Origin of the sequence: Pyxidicoccus fallax, assembly GCF_012933655.1 — a bacterium.
Taxonomy (GTDB): domain Bacteria; phylum Myxococcota; class Myxococcia; order Myxococcales; family Myxococcaceae; genus Myxococcus; species Myxococcus fallax.
Genome location: NZ_JABBJJ010000155.1, coordinates 1 through 17716, shown reverse-complemented (window position 1 = coordinate 17716; position 17716 = coordinate 1). Strand labels below are relative to the sequence as shown.

Genomic DNA, 17716 nt, shown 5'->3' with positions numbered 1-17716 from the left:
CGGCATGGAACAAGCAGAGTCTTCTTCGATAACGGCGGGTTATCGATGGGAATGGGCCTGCTGCCGTGACGAATACGGCCGAGATACCCGGACCGGATGTCCAGGCGCGGTGGTTCGTGTCGTCAGGCCTGTTCCGTGAGGAAGGTCACTACGGCGTCCAGGAACTCCGCCGGCCGTTCGACGTTCGACAAGTGCACCGCGGGCAGGACCTTGAACCGCGCACCGGGAATGGCGGAGGCGAGCTCTTCGCCGTGGCGGGCGGAGGTGACGGTGTCGTGCTCGCCTGCGATGACCAGCGTCGGGTTGCGGACCCGCGCGACGGTGCGGCGCAGATCGGCGTCGCGTACCGCGGCCCAGCTGCCGGCCACGCCCTCGCGCTGCGTGGCGAGCAGCGTGCGGCGGAACGCCTCGACGCCTCTGTCGTTCGCCTGCAGCATGCAGGCCGGGAACCAGTTGCGCAGGAACATCTCCGCGGTGGCCTGCATGTCGGGGGCCGCCAGCAGTTCGGCGATCGCGCGGTCCCATTGCTGGGGCGGGCCGAGGTACGCGGCGGTGTTGGACAGCACCAGACGGTCGACGCGCTCCGGCGCATGAATCCCCAGCCACTGCGCGACGAATCCGCCGAGGGATAGGCCCAGCACGTGCACTCGTTGCAGGCCCAGCGCGTCCAGCAGCTCCACCGCGTCGCGTCCCAGCCGGTCCAGCGAATACGGACCGGTTGGGACGTCGGAGGCGCCGTGGCCGCGCGCGTCGTAGCGCAGCAGCCGGAAGTGTTCGGTGAGCGTCGGCACCTGGGCGTCCCACATGTGGAGGTCGGTGCCGATGGAATTCGAGAGCAACAACACCGGCTTGTTCGACGCGCCGTCGAAGCGGTAGGCGATGCGCACGCCATCGCCGGTGGAAATGAAGGAAGGGGTCTGTGCTTCCATGTCGGCTCCAGGAGTGTGGTGGGTGCGGCTTCATCTCTAGGAACCGGGGCGGGGGATAGACACTACAAAGTTTGGAAAAACCTTGTAGGTTGCTTCGACAATGTCCGGCTTCACGCTCCACGAGTTGCAGTGCTTCGACGCCGTCGTGAGCGGCGGCAGCTTCCAGGCCGCGGGCGAGCGTCTGCACCGCTCGCATCCTTCGGTGTTCGCGGCGGTGGCCAAGCTGGAGCACCAGCTGGGACTGAACCTGCTGGACCGTTCGGGCTACCGCGTGCGCCTCACCGAGGCGGGCCGGGCCTTCCATCGCAAGGTCCGCTCCCTGCTGCTTGAGGCCGAAGAACTGCACACGCACGCCAGGCAGCTGGCAATGGGCGAGGAGGCCGAGCTGCGCGTGGTGCTAGGGGACCTGTGTCCGCTGTCCCCGGTGCTGGCGCTGGTCAGCCGCTTCTTCGCGCAATGTCCGCAGACGCGGCTGCATCTGCAGTTCGAGGCGGTGAGCGGTCCCTGGGAGCGGCTGCTGGCGGACGAGACCGACCTCATCGTGCACCGTGTTCCCAAGGGCGACGTCCGGATGGAGTGGGTCGATCTGGGCCGCGTCGCGATGGTTCCGGTGGTGGCGCCGGGTTTCCTGCCCTTCCAGCCGACGACCGCCATCACGCCGCGGCAGATGCAAGCCTTCACCCAGTGCGTGATTCGGGATTCGGCGAGGCATCCCGCTGAACAGGGCCATTTCCTGGTCGAAGGCGCGCCTCAGTGTTCCGTGCCGGACCAGCTCATGAAGAAGGAACTCATCCTGCACGGCATGGCGTGGGGACACCTGCCGCGGTTCATGATCGAGTCCGAGTTGCGGGACGGGCGCCTGCTGTCCATCGCCGGACGACACTTTCCCGGTGTGACCGAGGAACTCGTGGCGGCGCGCCGGCGCGACCGGCCGCACGGGCCGGTCGCCAGCCGGCTGTGGGACTTTCTGGCCCGCAATGCACCGGTGCTGCGGCCGGCGCTGGGCCGCATGCCCCGGGCGAAAGGAGTCTCGGGAGGCTAGCCCCGGTTCAGCCGCTGCTCCGCGTCGTTCCGCCGAGGTCAACGCGGCGCTGCTGGACCTCCTGAAGGCTCATGCCCCGGGAGCCTCACCGTGGCAATCCCCAGTCCGCTTGAAAGCCCGGGTGCTGCTCGACGAGCTGCGGCGAGCCGCACGTGCCAGGCAGGCACGGCGGCTCGGAGGTGGGCCGTCAGGGCAGGACGGTGCAGCGCCGGTACTCGCGGACCACGGAGTAGCTGGACGTGCTCCCCGTCACCTGGAGCAGCTCCCCGCACCGGCAGCTGCCGGTGCCGACGACGGTGAGGTGCGCGGGCTCGGCGTAATACGTCACGTCATAGTTCCGGTAGCCACACGTGACGACCAGGGCGCTGCTCTCGCTCGACGTGACCTCGTCGGACGGCGCATCCACGCCCGTCTCCGCGCCACCACAACCCACTGCGAATACCGCCGCCAACAGCCCGCCGATGATGTTCGCTCGCACATGTCCTCCTGAGTGTGTGTGTTCCTGGTCTATTCAGCTTACCAAGAATAACACGACCCCTGTGCCTGGGGCATCGACGCCGACTTCACGGCCCAGGACGGGTGACGCCGAGGCGCCAGGGATGGGCCCCGGGGCCGCCGCCAACCCACGAGAAGGCAGTTCACCGGGGTTGGCAGAAAACGTGCGGACTGGCCGCTCACCGTCCGCCGCATGTGTCTGCGTCCAATGACTTTCCTGTAAACAAATCACTCCACCTGTTTCGAGGCTGACCTGCGAGTCGCGCGACTGGTGTATGGAGGCGTGGTCCCCGCGGTCCACAAAGGAGTTCTCGATGCGTCGTCTCGTTCCCGCCCTTCTCTCCACGAGCCTGTTGGTTGGCTGTGGGCCCGCCGAGTCAGAGCCGTCGTCCCGGCCCACGGAGGGCCAGTCCGCGCCGCTGACCACCACGGACGTGGACGTGGCGCCCGAGTGCCAGGGCATCCTGACCTTCTTGAACACGGCGTCCTTCGAGACGCTGGACACGTACCTGCCCAGCAATGTCGCCAGCAACCTCGTGGGCCACCGCGCGACGGCGCCCTTCACCACGCTGGCCGAGGTGGCCGCGGTCAGCGGCGTCGGTGCGACGCGCCTGACGCAGATTGAAGGGGGTGCTCGTGAGCTGGGCTACATCACCAGCACCTGCGCGGGCATCTACGACGAACTGGCGCTCTCGGCCGATGATGCCGCGGCGGTGGTCGCCCTGGTGAACACGGTGGACGGCAGCAGCCTGTACGCCATCCTGCCCAACGCGTGGACGGGCGCGACGAACCTCATCAACCTTCGTCCCTTCACCTCGGTCCAGGCCATCTCCGCGACGAGCGGCATCGGCGCGGCGAGCCTGCGGGACCTGCGCAACGCGGCCACCCAGGGCTACGCCTTCTCGGTGCTCATCGCCGCCATCAACGCGCAGCCCGAGTCCATGTGGACCACCCGGCTGAGCCAGGACTTCACCGTGGAGTCCGTCCTGGGAGGCGCCTACAGCAACGGCCACCTCGATAGCGGCATGTGCTTCGGCATCGACCCGAGCCTCTACCCCGAGGGCGAGTGGAACACCCGTCCGGCGCTGGCCACGGGCGCCGAGGTCCTCAGCCAGGTCGAGAGCTCCGTCGGGTACGCGGAGCGCAACGGCCCGCTCTCCCAGGAAGTCATCACCGCCGGCCTGGCGGAGCTCGAGGCGAAGACCGCCGGCGGCACCTTCATGGGCTGCTACATCAGCTACTACACCGAGGCCACCTGGGCTGGCACCGTCGTCACCTTCTTCATCGACACGGAGACGGGCTACCGCGTGCTCACCGCGCAGGACTGGGTGGAGTGAGGAGCAGCCCGCCTCCAATGACATCGCTGCCGTGAAAACGGTCGATTGGCGCAGCGCCAGGGATGTTCCTTCCTGGCGCCTGCGACGGAGGCCGGTATTCATGCTGGAAGTCCCCGAACGACGCTCCCCGGACACTCCATGAAACTGCCGGTATTCGCCGGGTGAAGCGGGGCAGACCCTGGCTCGAAGCGCGGCGGAGCGGCGGCGCATAGGATGTGCGCCGACATGGACTTCCAGGCGCGACTCGAGGCGCTCACGCACCAACTCCGGCCCTGGTCCCCGCTCTGGTCCCGCTCCATCCTCCAGGGCTGGCCCGGGTCCGGCGCCGCCTATCCCGAGGACTGGCTGGCCTATGCCCGGTCGCTCGATGAAGCGGGCGAGCGGCGGCTGGACCAGGGGGAGCTCGTGGGCGTCCCGCCTCCGTCCCTGGGCGCGCTCCTGGGCGCGCTCCAGGAACTGACGGCGTTGCCCTGGCACGAGAGCCTTCACGCGCTGACGGTCGCGGAGACGCAGGGACTCAGCGCCAAGAAGACCCACGAGCTGGAGCGGGTGCTCGCCCTGCTCGCGCCGAGAACGCGCTTCATCCACCAAGCGGTCGATATCGGCGGCGGCATGGGACATCTCGCCCGCCTCTGTGCGCGGACATTCGGGTGGACCTTCCACAGCATCGATCGAGACGCCGCGCTGCAGGACAAGGGCCGGCGGTGGCTGACGGGCGGGGACACCCTGTATTTCATCCAGGCCTCCGTCGAGGACGGACTCCAACCGCAGGTCGATCCGCTCTTCTCCGGCCGGGACCGGGCCTCCATCGGTCTGCACACCTGCGGGCCGCTCGCCCTCACGCAGATCCGCAAGAGCCAGGGGGCGGGCTTCGTCCTGAACGTCGGCTGCTGCTACGACAAGCTGGAGGTCCCGCGGGATTACCCCGTCTCCCGCTTCGGGGGCGCGCATCCGCTGCCCTTCACCCCGCATGCCCTGGCGCTGACGACGCGGGGACGGCATCACAAGACCGAGGTGGAGTTCGCGCGGATGAAGCGGGTGTACGCGTGGCGCTTCGCGTTCGATCTCCTGATGAAGCGGCACTTTCCCGAGCGCGGCTTCGTGAGGGCAGGGGACGCGCCCCGGGCGCTCTATGACGGACGCTTCGCCGTCTACGCGCTCGACCGCCTGGAGCGCCTGGGCCTCGAACTCGGCATGACGGACGCCGAGCTGGATGCCTTCGAGGTGTCCGTTCGCGCCGAGACGCGGGAGCTTCTGCTCTGCCATCTGCTGAGGGACCGCTTCGCGAGGGCGTTGGAGGTCGTGCTCCTGCTGGATCGCGCGATCCTCCTGGAGGAACTGGGCTTTCAGGTCGAGCTCCTCCAGCTCTTCGATCCGCGCCTGTCTCCGCGCAACCTCGCGCTCATCGCGTCGCGGAGCGCTTGAGCACGTTCGACACGCATACCTTCATCTATACGAACGGAGGGATACGCCGGAGAGGCTACGGCTCGGGGAAGATGAGCAGGCCCCGGGACGTGTCGACGGCGTAGAGGTAGCCGTCACCGGGCAGGCGGATGCCGATGGCCCCGTCAAAGAAGCTGTAACCCCGGTACGGGTCCGCCTCCCGCCAGGTGTTGTAGTAGCCGATTTCCCTCGGGTGCTCGGGCCGGGATACGTCCAGCACGCGCACGCCGTGCTGGTAGTGGGCCACAAAGAGCCGGTCCCCCTTCAGCTCCATGTTGTGGATGGAGATGCCCGGGCTGAGACGGTACTCGCCGATGAGCCGGATGTGGGCCGGGTCGGTGATGTCGAGCACGCGCAGATGAGCGCCCCAATCCTCACCGCCCTCGAAGGCGATGACGCGGTCGCCGAAGCGGCCCACGCGGCTGGTGTGGGTGGTGCTTCGCGGGTAGGAGTACTGGCCCAGCTTCACCACGTTGAGCGGGTCGCTCACGTCGAGGATGAGCAGGCCGCCGCGCAAGTGGCTGACGTACAGCCGGTCTCCGTGGGCCATGGCGTCATGCGGGAAGGAGATGACGCCAGGACGGACACTGGGGTCCTGGTAGCGGCCGAGCAGCACGGGCTGCTTCGCGTCCGTCACGTCGAAGATGAGCGTCACCTCGCTGGGCCAGATGCTCATGGCGTAGAGCCGGTTGCCATCGGCATAGAGGGTGTGCACGTCCCGGGGGCCATCTCCGGGCAGGGAGCGGAGGAACAGCGGGTCGGCCGGGTTGGAGATGTCGAAGACGAGGACGCCCGTGTCTCCGCTGGCGACGTAGAGGGCGTCATCCTTGGCCCACACGCCGTTCCAGTAGCTGTCGCCTGGGAAGGTGATGGACTTCACGAGCCGGGGTGAGGCGCGGTCGCTCAGGTCATAGACGAAAAGACCGCCGGGGCCCGCGAACGTCTTGCGGAGGGCCACGACGTACGCATGACCGTGGGTGACATAGACGTCCACGGCCTCACCCCGCGGCACGGCGGCCTCGCCGGTGAGCGTCAGGCCGGAGGACTCGACCTCTCCCGGGCGGCGCACCACCTTCTCCGCCTCGAAGGTGGCCTGCAGGGGAGACTCGCCCTCGAGGCAGGACACGAAGCAGCCCGTCACCCGGTGGGGGCCCCGGGCCTTGCAGCCCACGAGCGAGTCGCGGAACACGCGGCCGTCCGGGAGCGTGCCGTGGCCGGAGAGGAAGAACGTCCGCGAGTCCACCCGGGTCTCCATCATCGGGGAGCCGTTGGCGAGGACGCGCCCGTCGGGCAGGAACTTGAGGCCGCCGATGGCCTGGAGGTTGTCGTTCTCGAGGATTTTGTCGTCCACGAGATGCAGGGTGAAGGAACCCTGGGCGTCCAGGGCCTCCAGGCTCTCCGCGTCACAGGCGGACAGGTCGAAGGACTCCAGCGAGCCGCACTCGGCGGTGGAACCGCCGTCGGTGATGAGCCGGCACTCGGCGAGTCGCTCCGGCTCCCAATCGCCCCTGTCCTCCCTCTTGATCTCCTGCTCGGGAATGGGAGCCCGTGGAGCCTCCTCCACCGTCTCGGAAGCACACCCCGTCAGCGACGTCCCGACCGCCAGCAGCGACGCAACCGCACCACGCAACCACGTCCGCATACGTTCCTCCTGTCCGGGAATACCTCTGCACGGCGCGAGGGAGCACAGCGCAGCCCTTCATGAGGTGGAGCAAATCTTCCCCTCGAATGGGATGAGCCGACCGGGTGGAGAACGATGCAGAAAATCCGCGAGCGGGTGGTCAGACCCGGCCCTCGCGGGGGACGTAGGGGCGGAACGGAACTCCTCGCACAACAGGGCCGGTTACACCGGCTCTGCCATCTGCTGAGTCCTGGATGCTCTTCAGGCCGAAGGACGTGCCGTTGCGCTGAGCGACTTCGTGGGCACGTCCACGCGCAGGTCAAGGAGGCGAGCTAGAGCAGCTTCGCCATGATATCGCGCTCGCGCTGCTCGAGTTTGATCGAGGCGACCGTCCAGTCGATGAGCTCGTCGGCGACCGAAACGTCGAACCCGAAGGCGCTGGCGGCTTCCTTCACCGACGCGCGTTCCTCGTTCGCGATGTCACCGTCGGCGCACGCCACTTCGACGAGCATGCGCAGCAGGGAGACGCGCAGCTCGCGGATTTCAATCTTGCTGACGATGTCGGTGAGGCGGCTGGGCTTCTGGAACTCACTCTCGATGAGCGCGGCGACCTGCGCGTCGCGGGGCGACAGGCCGATGCCCCCCAGCACGTCATCGAGCTGCTGACGCTCATCCTCGGTGACGCGGCCATCGCTCGCCGCCACGTTGGCCATGGCCTGGGCGAACGCCAGTAACTGCTCTCGGGGGTACTCGCGCGTCATGTCGTCTCCTGGGGGGCGATTTGGTGACTCAGGATAAACAGCGCCCTCGCGGACCGAAAACGGTTTTCGCCCGGGCACGGACGCCCCTCTCGAGAATTCTTGGGTTCCTCATCGTCTGACACCTGCCCGTGGGGAAGGTGTCACAGGACTCATTGAATCGAGCAGGCCGCACGAGGCGCTCGCCGCTTCTGGACGAAGGTGCTCACCGCGGCTTTGAAGCAAGCTGGCGCCGTGAAGAGCAGGAAGTGCGGCCCACCCTTGACGGTGAACAGGTTGACACCAGCGGCCTTGGGCAGGAGACGGATATGGGCCTGGGCGCCAGCAAGGGGCGTCTTGGGGTCCATGTCGCCCTGGAGAACCAGAACCGGTGGAAGAGCGGCGGGAGACCGACCGAACCATTCGTCACGCGGATAGGCCAGTGACGTTCGACCGACGAGCTGGCCCGGCAGGCTGCTGACGAACAGGAACCGGGCGGCTTCGGCTTCCACCTGGGCCTGGGTGAGGCTCGGCCGGGCGTTGTTCTCGGATGCGCTGATCACGCTGACGAGCGGGATGGAAAGCGACGACTGCGGGAAACCGTCGAACTGGGCGCCCAGTGCTTCCAGGTCCTGCTGGACCTGCCGCAACGGCTCGAGGTCGCCGCCCCTGAGGCCCGCGAGGACGAGGGGAATCCGCGCCCGCAGCTCCGGGCCATCCAGCAGCGCTCCAAAGAAGAGCTTCGGACGCCCCCCGGGGACGGCAGCGGACAACTTGGGATCGTCGACGAGCTCCTGCATGGCGGTGACCGCCGAGCCCCCGAGACGAGCACGGCAGCCCGGGTCCGCGTCGCAATGCGCGAGAACCGCGCGACCCACCTCGTCGACGACGGCCGAGCGATGACTGAGGTCCCATTGCTCGGTCGTTTCCGGAGGAACGAGGGAATCGAGCACGATCCCATCGAGGCGCCGCGGCGGGGCGACCGTCATCATGCGCAACACCAGTTGCGTGCCGTAGGAGACCCCATAGAGCCACGTTTGTCGGCCGGCGGAGTAGCGCTCCATCAGCGCGCGCAAATCGTGGGCGGAGTGGGTGATGGTGAAGGCACGAGTGCGCTTGGAATCGGACTCCAGCGCCTCGAAACATGTCGCCCACTCGGCGCCTTCGAGCGCGGCGCCACCCTCACTGTCGGCGGCCTCCTCCTTCTGGCAGAGCCGACTCGAGAAACCCGTCCCGCGATGATCGGGGATCAGCAGGTCATATCCCGGGAAGGAGGCCCGCAGGGTCTTCAGCAGCGGGTAGAACGAGGCCCCTGACTCGCCCGGCCCACCCGCCACGAGCCAGACCTGCCCGGCCGATCGCCCTGGAGCCGGGAACTTGCGGACGAAAAGCTCGATCCGCTCACGGCTCGGGTCCGCGTAATCCAACGGCGCACTGAAACGAGCGCAAAGGGAGCCAGCGAGGGCGGTACCCTCCTTCGCGTCCGGGCAACCGACGAACTCATCGGCACGGGCCGCCGTGGCCTGATCAGACGCGAACGAAGGGCTTCCCAGAACGAGTGAGCCCCAGACGGCGACCGCGGCTGCGACAGTAGGATGTTTCATGTTCGCGCTCCGAGAGAGCCCGGGAACTTCGCAGAGAGGACCCACGAGCGCAATTCAATGGGCTGCTCCGCTCACCTTCCTGGCGCTGAGCGAAGCAGAACGCGTCGGTGATCAGGCAGCGGCTCTCGAGCGCCTCCGGCATCGTGGCTGAAATCCCGATGTAGAGGTCGAGCTCTCCGCTGATCAGGTCTGCTTTCAATTCATTGCGGACATGGCCGATCCGAAGTCACCGGGGTATTCGAGGATCTGCCTGAAAAGGACTGACCCTGATGGGCATGTATGGGAAGTCGCCTGGACCCCTGCATGGCCAATTGATGATGATGAGCACGTGACCTTCGCCATGTGATTCTGGAAGCGCCGTAGCAATTGGTACCGGCTCAGGCCCGCCGCCATCGCGAGTTCCGAGAGCGTCGGCGTCTCGAGCCCATGGCCCGGACGGAAGCCCGGGTTGCGACGGCCCCTTCCCTCAGGGGGAGTGGGACACGGAGCCGTCGCAGTCGGGGCCGGTGCACGTCCCGGAGCACGTCACCTGCGCGGGATAGGACAGGAGGACGGCGCACTCGGTGCCGCCGGTACAGGAGAGCAGCTCCTGGCACACGGTGGATTCATCCGCACAGCGCGCCTGGTGCGTCCCATCCAGCTTGAAGGAGAAGCAGCTGAGGCCCTCCGCGCACTGGGGCAGGTCCACGCCGCACGCCGGCGCAGCGCCGAGCGACCGCCCCTCCCGCAGCGTCAGCCGCCCCGTCCGCAGCCCCTCCTCGTCCTTGTCAGAACCACAGGCGGCCAGGCCCAGCAGTGCGAGGCAAGCTCCCAGCATCAGCGACGCGCGCATTCCGTGCTCCTCCGTGAGAGTGACAACAGCGACCTGGCTACACGAAGCAAGGCACGGACCAGGAACCGCGTCCCCAGAATCCGCACACTTGGAGCGGGAGGAAGCCGGCACCCCACTCGGAAATCTGAGAGAAGCGGTGAATCCTCACATCGCCTCCGGGCGCGCGGGAATGTGAACATGGCAGCTGTGTCCCCGTGGCCAGCCTCTGGGGCGTTCCGGGCGGAATGACGCCCTTGCGTGCCGCGGCGCCCGCGCCCAGCGCGGCGAGGAGCGCTCGGCCGCGAGGAGGCCGAGCGAGGGTGGACTTCCGTGGCGTAGGTGACAGGTACTTCTCTGGCAAATGGCCGTCAGAGGGTATGAGGAACGGCCATGAGCGACGAGCGCACGCCTGCCGAGCCCGAAGTCATGGAGCCCACGTTCTGGCGGAAGAACGGCTGGACGGCCAGGGTCATCAAGAATGAGGAGGACGACGGCTGGGCCGTGGAGATCCGCAAGCAGGGAATCGCCGAGCCCGTCCTCATCAGTCCGTGGGTGATGGGCCGCGACAAGAAGAACCCCAAGCCCTTCGATGCGCCGGCGTTCGCGACCTTCGTGAAAACGGCCTCGGAGGTCCTCGACCGCTCCGCGCGACAGCGCGACCAGGCCATGACCCGGAAGCTCTCCATCGCCTGGGAGGGCCGCTGGTACGAGGTTCGGCTCGAGCTCGTGGCCGATGAGTATGAGCCCCACGCGCTGCTCTCGGCCATCGACGACGCGGGCGCGACCGTCGCGAAGCATCGCGTGCCCATGAACTTCAAGTTCAACAGAGACGTCGCCAACGCGTGGGTGCGCGGCGGCTTCCCCGAGCCCTGAGTGCATGTAGCCACCCAGGACCTGGCGTGTGGCGAGTGTTGGCCAGATGACATTCCCATGTCCTCGGGCCGACGAGGGCTCTCTCCGGGGCGGGCAGCATGGCCGTCCCCAATCCCGGGGGATGCAAGGGGTGCGATGTGACGAAGCGCCGAGACGGAAGGCCGCAGTGGGTGTTGGGCGCGATGCTGGGACTGGTCCTGATGGGAGCCTGCGGTGGAGGGGCTCCAGACGAGGGCGCGGCGAGACGCGCAACACCCCTGGGCCTGGACGGCGTCGACTTGTGTGGGAATGTCTGCGGGCAGGGGGAGGCCTGCGAAGGGGGCGTGTGCGTGGGCACCGGGTTGCTCCAAATCACCGCGACCTGGAGCCGGCCGGGAGACGCGGACCTCTATGTCCTGACGCCAGGGGGGCGGCTCATCCACTACGCGAATCGAGGACCCGACGCGGACACCGAGTTCGGCGAGCTGGATGTGGACGACCAGACGGGCACCGGGCCCGAGAACATCTTCTGGGCGGTTGGCACAATTCCCCCCGTGAACACCTACCGTGTCTGCCTGACCGCCGTCGGCTTCGACCCCGCGCCAAGTCCAACGAACCCGGTGAGCTACACCGTCCGCGTGCGGCGTCCTGGCAAGCCGGACTTCATCACCACCGGTTCGTACACGCAGGTGACGGCAAGCGGGGGCTGCAATTTCGGGGACCCCTCCTACGTCACCTCCTTCGGCCTCCCCTGACGCGTGAGCACGGGCCCCGGCTCCTGGTGCTCCTGACGGACTGAGTGGCCTGGAGAATGTATTGGGTCTCGACTTGGCAGAGACGGCGGCCGAAGCTGCCGTGCATGGCGAAATACACGGTCAAGCTCTCCAAGGCTCCAAAAGGTCACGAGGTTCCGCCGCTGCTCGCGGAGGCCGGCGCGTGGATTGGCAAGCAGGCCCATGGAACCCTGGGCTGGTTCGATGCGCTCTCGGCCGAGCCCATTCCGAAGGAGTGGAACCCGGAGAAGGCGGACCGGCTCCGCCGCGAAGCCTTCTCCTTCCTGGACCTCCCGGATGGCTCGCTGCTGGTGCTCGTGAACACCGGAGCCAGGACGCCGCCCGCGGTGGCACTGCTCGGCTCGGAGGGCGAAGCGCGGACCCTCGCGAACAGCCTGGAGGAGTTCCTCCTGCTGTGGTCCCAGGGCGAGACCGACATTCACGAGCTCGACGACGAGGAGGGGGCGTCCGGGCGCGAGGCGCTGGCCGCGTGGCTGAAGGCGAAGAAGGTCAAGGCTCCCAAGGCGAAGGACTTCGACTTCGCGGCCTGGCTCGATGACGGCGCCAGCGCCCCGGCGGCAGCGCGGGTGGAGCCCGTACGTCCGTTCTCGCCGACCCCGGTGATGAAGAAGCTGGGCCCGAAGACGCAGCGCCTGGCGTCCGTCCTCGGACGGCGCGCGGACGCCCCCGAGGTCATCGAGTATGTGACCGGGGTGCTCGGAAAGAAGGTGCCGCTGTCGACGAGTGAGAACAACGACTCGATGAACGTCGAGGCGCCGAAGCACGGCGTCGAGCTCGTCTTCTCGCACGACATCCTGAACGAGGCCTTTCCGCCGGTCCCGAAGACCGCGAAGACATTCATCCCCTACGTCTCCACCGCGTGGGTGAGGTCCCGCATCGGGGAGAACGTGCTGGGCGTGCCGTGGAAGGCGACCTCGGAGGCCGAAATCACGAAGCTGCTCGGGCCGCCCACCGACCGCTGGGCCGGGTTCTCGGGCGAGGATGAGCTCACCGTCGCCTACTGGGTCTACGCGCTCGACACCTCGGGGCAGGTGGAGCTCGAAATCTCGTTCGAAGACACCGTCACCGTCACCCTCCGCGTCAGGGGCGCGGGGGCGCTCAAGCGGTATCCGGACGTCACGACCGGGCTCTTCGTCGGCTATGCCGCGACACGGGGCCTGCTCGATGCCTCGCGGTTCCCGGCGCACCGTGAGCTGCTCGCGGCCATCGAGAAGCGCAAGGCCCAGGGGTCGGAGCTGGTGAAGCAGGCGATGCCGCGCGGCCTCTGGGACGACTACCTCCGCGATGCGCCGGGGCTCCGCGAGCAGGCGTGGCGCTGGTTCCACAACATGGACGGGCTGTGGATCACGGCGGACCTCACGAAGACCTTCGGAAAGCGCAAGGGCCCGTACGGCCACGACGAGCCGAAGCTCAATGACGACACCTGGGATGCCGTCGACAAGGCGGCGCCGCTGCTGGACAAGCGCTTCGCGAAGTGGCTCGCGAAGTAGCCCGGGCGGTGCTCCGCGGCTCGATGGGCCCCAGCCGTGGAGCCGACGCGGCGACCCGCCTGGGCACGAGCCTCGCCATCCACGCCAATCGACCGGGGGGCTCGGCGAGACCCGAGGCATGATGCACTTCATGCCCACCACGCGACTCGAAGACCTTGGCCGGGAGACAACGTTCGCGGAGCTCCACTCGCGCCTCCACCTTCACCCGCGGGAGGCGGAGCTCTGGGACCTCGAGCGCCGTCCCGACGGCCTGCCTCACGGCACGCTTCGCATCATCGACGGGGGCGTCGACGGCTCCGGAGACATCGACACGGGCAAAGGCCCCTATGTCGTCCTGGTCGACGGTCCCCTCAAGACGTCCGGCCATCTCGACCTGTGGACCTACGAGTATCTTCCCGGGCTCGTCATTGTCCGGGGAGACCTCCAGGTGCGGACGCTCTCGTTCGGCAACGGGGCGCGGGTCTTCGTCGAAGGCTCGGTCTTCGTGGACGACTGGCTCTTCGGCCAGTACGGAGACCACAACGCCGTTCTCAGCGCCACGGGCGAGCTCCGGGCGAGGGCGAGCTTCCTCGACACGCACGCCTTCATCTACGCGGACGGAGGGGTGCGTTCGCTGCTCTACGCGGCGCGCGGAGGCTGGGAGACGCTGGAGCCGGACATCGAGAACGAAGGGGAGGGGAACGGAACAGACTTCTTCGACCCGACGGTGCTCGACCGCTATCGCGACCTCGACTTCCGCCTGGCCATCCAGGCCGCCCGCGAGGGTCGGCCCCTGTTCCTACCCGGCGTCGAGGAGCGCTTTCCCGCCCGGCTGACCTCACGAAAGACGAAGTAGGGGCGCCATGCTCATGCTCGACTCCTCCGCTCCCGCTTGGGGGCGCCCGGGCCGGGGAGGGGCTTCGACAGAGGTCACCGCCTACTTGGATTCGGTTCGACCGCGCGGACTGGCGGCATCCGCCAGGGCCTTCCGCGCCTCCTGCCACGCGGAGTCCCCGGTGTAGAGCTGGCTGCGGAGATAGGCCCACGTCAGCAGCTGCACCGTGGCGACCCGCTCGGGGTTCTCGTCGGTGGTCTCGGCAACGTCGTAGCCCGAGACACCGCCAAGGCCGTGCTCTCCGTCGAAGAGGGTGAGGAGGGACTTGGGGCCCGGCGCGAGGTGGTACGGATCGGCGTGCCAGGCGGGGCCCGCGGTCGTGAGGTGGGCCGACGCATCCTTGTCGCCCGCCACCACGAGCGCGGGCGTCCTCATGGTCGAGAAGTCGATCGTGGAGAAGAACGGGTAGCGCTCGGCGATGCCCTGGCTGAGGGCGTCGCCACGGGCTCCAAGGACTGGGGCCGCATTGCCACGGACGCGGGCTACTACGACCAGGCGCACCTGATTGCCGACTTCCGGCAGCTCATCGGGAGCACACCGGGTGACTTCCTGCGGCGTGCCGGTGAGGGGCGGTCCACGAGCTCGCCTCCGTGGGCATCCACGTAGAGGTAGAGGCGCTCATCCACCGGCCGCAGGTGCTGACGTACCACCGAGTCTGCGCTCCGCGACAGCCGGGCGCCTCGCCGCCCGGGTCATCCCGCGGAGCCCTGGGCCTACCATTGCCCTGGACCTTTCTCCTCGGAACCCGCGAGGATGCGCGCCCCTCACGAAGGAGCACGCCATGTCACGGTTCTGGGGATTCATCCTGGCGCTCACGGCGCTGGTATCGGGCGGATGTGGGGAGTCGCGTTCCGTCTCGGACGCGCCTCGGGGAGGGGCGCGTCAGGCGCTGGCCGCTCCGACCCTCACGAGCTTCAGCCCGACGAGTGGTCGGGTCTCGTGGAACGACATCACCCTGACCGGGACCGGTCTCTCCGGGACGCGGGTGGTGCGCTTCAACGGTGTGGCCGCCGAGTTCACCGTCTCCAGCGACACGCGGGTGTTGGCGGAAGTGCCCTATGGGGCCACCTCCGGACCCATCACCGTCGTCACGGACTCGGGCTCGGTGAGCTCGTCGAGCTCCTTCACGGTGCATCCCGAGCCGGTGCTCACGGGTTTCTCGCCGCAGTATGGCACCGCCGGCACCACGGTCACCCTCTCCGGCCTCAACCTGACGGGCGCGACGGAGGTCACCTTCGACGGGGCGAAGGCCACCTCCTTCACCGTGGTCGATAGCACCCGCATCACCGCCACGGTTCCACCGGGCGCGACGACCGGGAATGTGGAGGTGGACACGCCGGGCGGGAGCTCCTTCCTCGGGGGCTTCACCGTGCTCAGCAGTGCCGTGCCCACCGTCACCTCCTTCAGCCCGACCTCCGGCGGCGCGGGGACGCGCGTCACCCTCACGGGGACGGGCTTCACGGGGGCCACCTCCGTGAGCTTCAACGGGGCCGAGGTCTCCTGGGTCTACGTGGAGAGCGACACCAGCCTCTACGTCTACGTCCCCACGGATGCGTCCACCGGTCGTCTCCGCGTGTACAACTCGCAGGGCATGGGGGTCTCGTCGTCCGACTTCACCCTCCCGCCCGCACCTCGCATCACCGGCTTCAGTCCCACGTCCGGCCCCGCCGGTACGGTTGTCACCCTGAGCGGCAGCGGCTTCACCGGCGCCACGAGCGTCCGTCTGGAGGGCACCTCCCTGGCGGTCAACTCCAGGAGCGACACCCAGCTCATCGTCACCCTTCCGACCGGGACCCTGAGCGGAACCTTCCAGGTCAACGCCCCGGGCGGACAGGCGACCTCCGACGCCCGCTTCTCCGTGGAGAGCGGCGCCGTCCCTTCCCTGCGCGGCTTCTCTCCGAGTGCCGGCTGGGTCGACACCCGCGTCACCCTGGACGGCGCGAACTTCACCGGAACCACGGAGATCAGCTTCAACGGCACTCCCGCGACGGACTTCTCCATCAGTGGCGACACGCGCCTCGAAGTCGACGTTCCGAGCGGTGCCACCAGCGGGCCCATCCGCGTGGTGAACACGAGGGGGCAAATGGTCTCGTCCACTCCGTTCACCGTCCTGGCGGCGCCCACGCTCACCGGGTTCAGCCCCACGAGCGGCGCGGTGGGAACCGTGTTGACCATCACCGGCAGCAGCTTCGCGGGCTCTCCGTCCGTGCAGGTCGGGGACGAGTACGCGGACGTCATCGGGGTGACGGCCACGCAGTTGACCGCCATCGTTCCGCCAGGAGCCGGGTCGGGGCCGGTGGAGGTGTACGTGGGGGGGCAGTGGCTCACCTCCACGGAGCGCTTCACGGTACTCGGCAGCGCCGTCCCCACGCTCACCCGTTTCACCCCGACGCGCGGGGACGTCGGCACCCAGGTGACCCTGGATGGCACGTACTTCACCGGGGTGAGCCGGGTGGAGTTCAACGGAGTGCCGGCGTCGTCCATCTCCTTCACGAGCGATGGGCGGCTGACGGTGCCCGTGCCGGCCGGTGCCAGCACAGGCCCCCTCCGCGTCGTGAGCAGCGCGGGGGCGGTCACCTCGAGCACGCCCTTCACGGTGCTCTCGGCGCCGGTCGTCACCGGCTTCGCGCCCTTGCGCGGCACCTCCGGCACGACGGTGACGCTCACCGGCACCGGGTTCACCCAGGTCCGCCGGGTGAGGTTCGAGCCGTACGTGGAGGCGACCTTCATGGTGGTCAGCGACACCGAGCTGAGGGCCATCGTCCCTCGTGGGGCGAGCACCGGGCGCATCACGCTCAGCTCCGGTTCCGTCAGCTACTCCCCTGACGAGTTCTTCGTGGAGGCCCAGAGCGCGCCCACGCTGACGAGAATCAGCCCCTCGGCGGGCGGCGTCGACACGCTCGTCACCCTCTACGGCTCGGGGTTCACCGGCACCACGCGGGTGACCTTCAACGGCATTCCGGCGAGGTACGTCGCTCCCTCCAGCGATGGCGTGATGACCGTCCAGGTGCCGCCCGGCGCCACGAGTGGGCCCCTCCAGGTCACCAACGCCCTGGGCAGCGCCACGTCCAGCACCTCCTTCACGGTCCTCCCCGCGCCGACGGTGACGGGCCTCTCCCCGACGCGTGGCGCGGCCGGGACGCCGGTGACGCTCACCGGCACGGGCTTCACCGGCACCACCTCCGTGCGCTTCGGAGTCGCGCCCGCCTCCCGGTTCGAGGTGCTGAGCGACACCCAGCTGACCGCCGAGGTGCCGAGCGGAGCGGTCTCCGGGCCCGTAACGGTCTCCGGCCCGGGGGGCACCTCCCTGGTGTCCGTGGACTTCTCCGTGGTGAGCGGCTGTGCGCCCTTCATCACCGAGTTCACTCCGGACTCCGGCGGGCCGGGTGGCACGAGCGTCACGGTGCGGGGGGGCTGCTTCACCGGGACCACCCAGGTGCGCCTCAATGGCACTCCGGCCCGGTTCTGGGTGAGCACCGACGCGTTCCTCTCTCTCACGGTGCCCGAGGGAGCGACTTCGGGTCCCATCTCGGTGCGGAATGCCCTGGGCACCGCCACGTCGAGCCGCTCCTTCACGGTGTTGCCGGCACCGGTCATCTCCCGCATCTCGCCCACGAGCGGCCCACCGGGCACCCAGGTGACGATTACCGGTACGCACCTCACCGGGACGTATTGGGTGGGCGTGCC

General features: G+C 68.4%; 15 protein-coding genes. 8 read left to right on the top strand and 7 right to left on the bottom strand.

Annotated elements, in window-relative coordinates; genetic code table 11:
* Positions 1 to 122 precede the first annotated feature (122 nt).
* Positions 123 to 929, bottom strand: coding sequence for a 3-oxoadipate enol-lactonase (gene pcaD / locus HG543_RS28735; protein ID WP_169348082.1), 807 nt, complete (start codon positions 927 to 929; stop codon positions 123 to 125).
* Between the two features lie 100 nt (positions 930 to 1029).
* Here pcaD and HG543_RS28730 point away from each other — a divergent pair, with 100 nt between their 5' ends.
* On the top strand, positions 1030 to 1971 hold the full coding sequence (locus tag HG543_RS28730; protein ID WP_169348081.1) for a LysR family transcriptional regulator: 942 nt from the start codon (positions 1030 to 1032) through the stop codon (positions 1969 to 1971).
* A gap of 187 nt (positions 1972 to 2158) precedes the next feature.
* Here the strand turns inward: HG543_RS28730 and HG543_RS28725 are convergent, their stop codons facing one another.
* Positions 2159 to 2449 (bottom strand): hypothetical protein, encoded by a 291-nt coding sequence (locus tag HG543_RS28725; protein ID WP_169348080.1) that lies wholly within the window; start codon positions 2447 to 2449, stop codon positions 2159 to 2161.
* Positions 2450 to 2780: 331 nt separating this feature from the next.
* Between HG543_RS28725 and HG543_RS28720 the strand changes: the two genes are divergently transcribed.
* Both HG543_RS28720 and HG543_RS28715 read left to right on the top strand, forming a co-directional pair.
* The gene (locus HG543_RS28720) at positions 2781 to 3803 is read left to right on the top strand and encodes a helix-hairpin-helix domain-containing protein (RefSeq protein ID WP_171817824.1); all 1023 of its coding nucleotides are present in this window, start codon (positions 2781 to 2783) and stop codon (positions 3801 to 3803) included.
* 225 nt (positions 3804 to 4028) lie between these two features.
* A complete protein-coding gene (locus tag HG543_RS28715) occupies positions 4029 to 5228 on the top strand; it encodes a methyltransferase (RefSeq protein ID WP_169348078.1) in 1200 nt (399 codons plus the stop codon).
* Between the two features lie 55 nt (positions 5229 to 5283).
* Here HG543_RS28715 and HG543_RS28710 read toward each other — a convergent pair whose 3' ends face one another.
* From HG543_RS28710 to HG543_RS28695, 4 genes are all read right to left on the bottom strand, one after another.
* Positions 5284 to 6888: an LVIVD repeat-containing protein gene (locus HG543_RS28710; protein WP_169348077.1), complete on the bottom strand. Its 1605-nt coding sequence runs from the start codon at positions 6886 to 6888 to the stop codon at positions 5284 to 5286.
* Positions 6889 to 7199: 311 nt separating this feature from the next.
* On the bottom strand, positions 7200 to 7628 hold the full coding sequence (locus HG543_RS28705; RefSeq protein WP_169348076.1) for a DUF533 domain-containing protein: 429 nt from the start codon (positions 7626 to 7628) through the stop codon (positions 7200 to 7202).
* 149 nt (positions 7629 to 7777) lie between these two features.
* Positions 7778 to 9208, bottom strand: a complete 1431-nt coding sequence (locus HG543_RS28700; RefSeq protein ID WP_169348075.1) for an alpha/beta fold hydrolase — start codon at positions 9206 to 9208, stop codon at positions 7778 to 7780.
* Positions 9209 to 9674: 466 nt separating this feature from the next.
* Entirely contained in the window at positions 9675 to 10040 is a 366-nt protein-coding gene (locus HG543_RS28695) for a hypothetical protein (RefSeq protein WP_169348074.1), read from the bottom strand.
* Positions 10041 to 10409: 369 nt separating this feature from the next.
* On the opposite strand from HG543_RS28695, the gene HG543_RS28690 reads away from it, so the two are divergent.
* The 4 genes from HG543_RS28690 to HG543_RS28675 all read left to right on the top strand — a co-directional run bounded on the left by HG543_RS28690 (position 10410) and on the right by HG543_RS28675 (position 13990).
* On the top strand, positions 10410 to 10892 hold the full coding sequence (locus HG543_RS28690) for a hypothetical protein (protein ID WP_169348073.1): 483 nt from the start codon (positions 10410 to 10412) through the stop codon (positions 10890 to 10892).
* Between the two features lie 137 nt (positions 10893 to 11029).
* Positions 11030 to 11626: a hypothetical protein gene (locus HG543_RS28685; protein ID WP_169348072.1), complete on the top strand. Its 597-nt coding sequence runs from the start codon at positions 11030 to 11032 to the stop codon at positions 11624 to 11626.
* A 104-nt stretch (positions 11627 to 11730) separates the two neighbouring features.
* On the top strand, positions 11731 to 13155 hold the full coding sequence (locus HG543_RS28680; protein WP_169348071.1) for a hypothetical protein: 1425 nt from the start codon (positions 11731 to 11733) through the stop codon (positions 13153 to 13155).
* A gap of 118 nt (positions 13156 to 13273) precedes the next feature.
* Positions 13274 to 13990: a hypothetical protein gene (locus tag HG543_RS28675; RefSeq protein WP_169348070.1), complete on the top strand. Its 717-nt coding sequence runs from the start codon at positions 13274 to 13276 to the stop codon at positions 13988 to 13990.
* Between the two features lie 81 nt (positions 13991 to 14071).
* Here the strand turns inward: HG543_RS28675 and HG543_RS28670 are convergent, their stop codons facing one another.
* A complete protein-coding gene (locus HG543_RS28670) occupies positions 14072 to 14404 on the bottom strand; it encodes a hypothetical protein (RefSeq protein ID WP_246357371.1) in 333 nt (110 codons plus the stop codon).
* A 406-nt stretch (positions 14405 to 14810) separates the two neighbouring features.
* Here HG543_RS28670 and HG543_RS28665 point away from each other — a divergent pair.
* A partial coding sequence (locus HG543_RS28665) for an IPT/TIG domain-containing protein (RefSeq protein WP_211194234.1) occupies positions 14811 to 17716 on the top strand: 2906 nt, incomplete at its 3' end.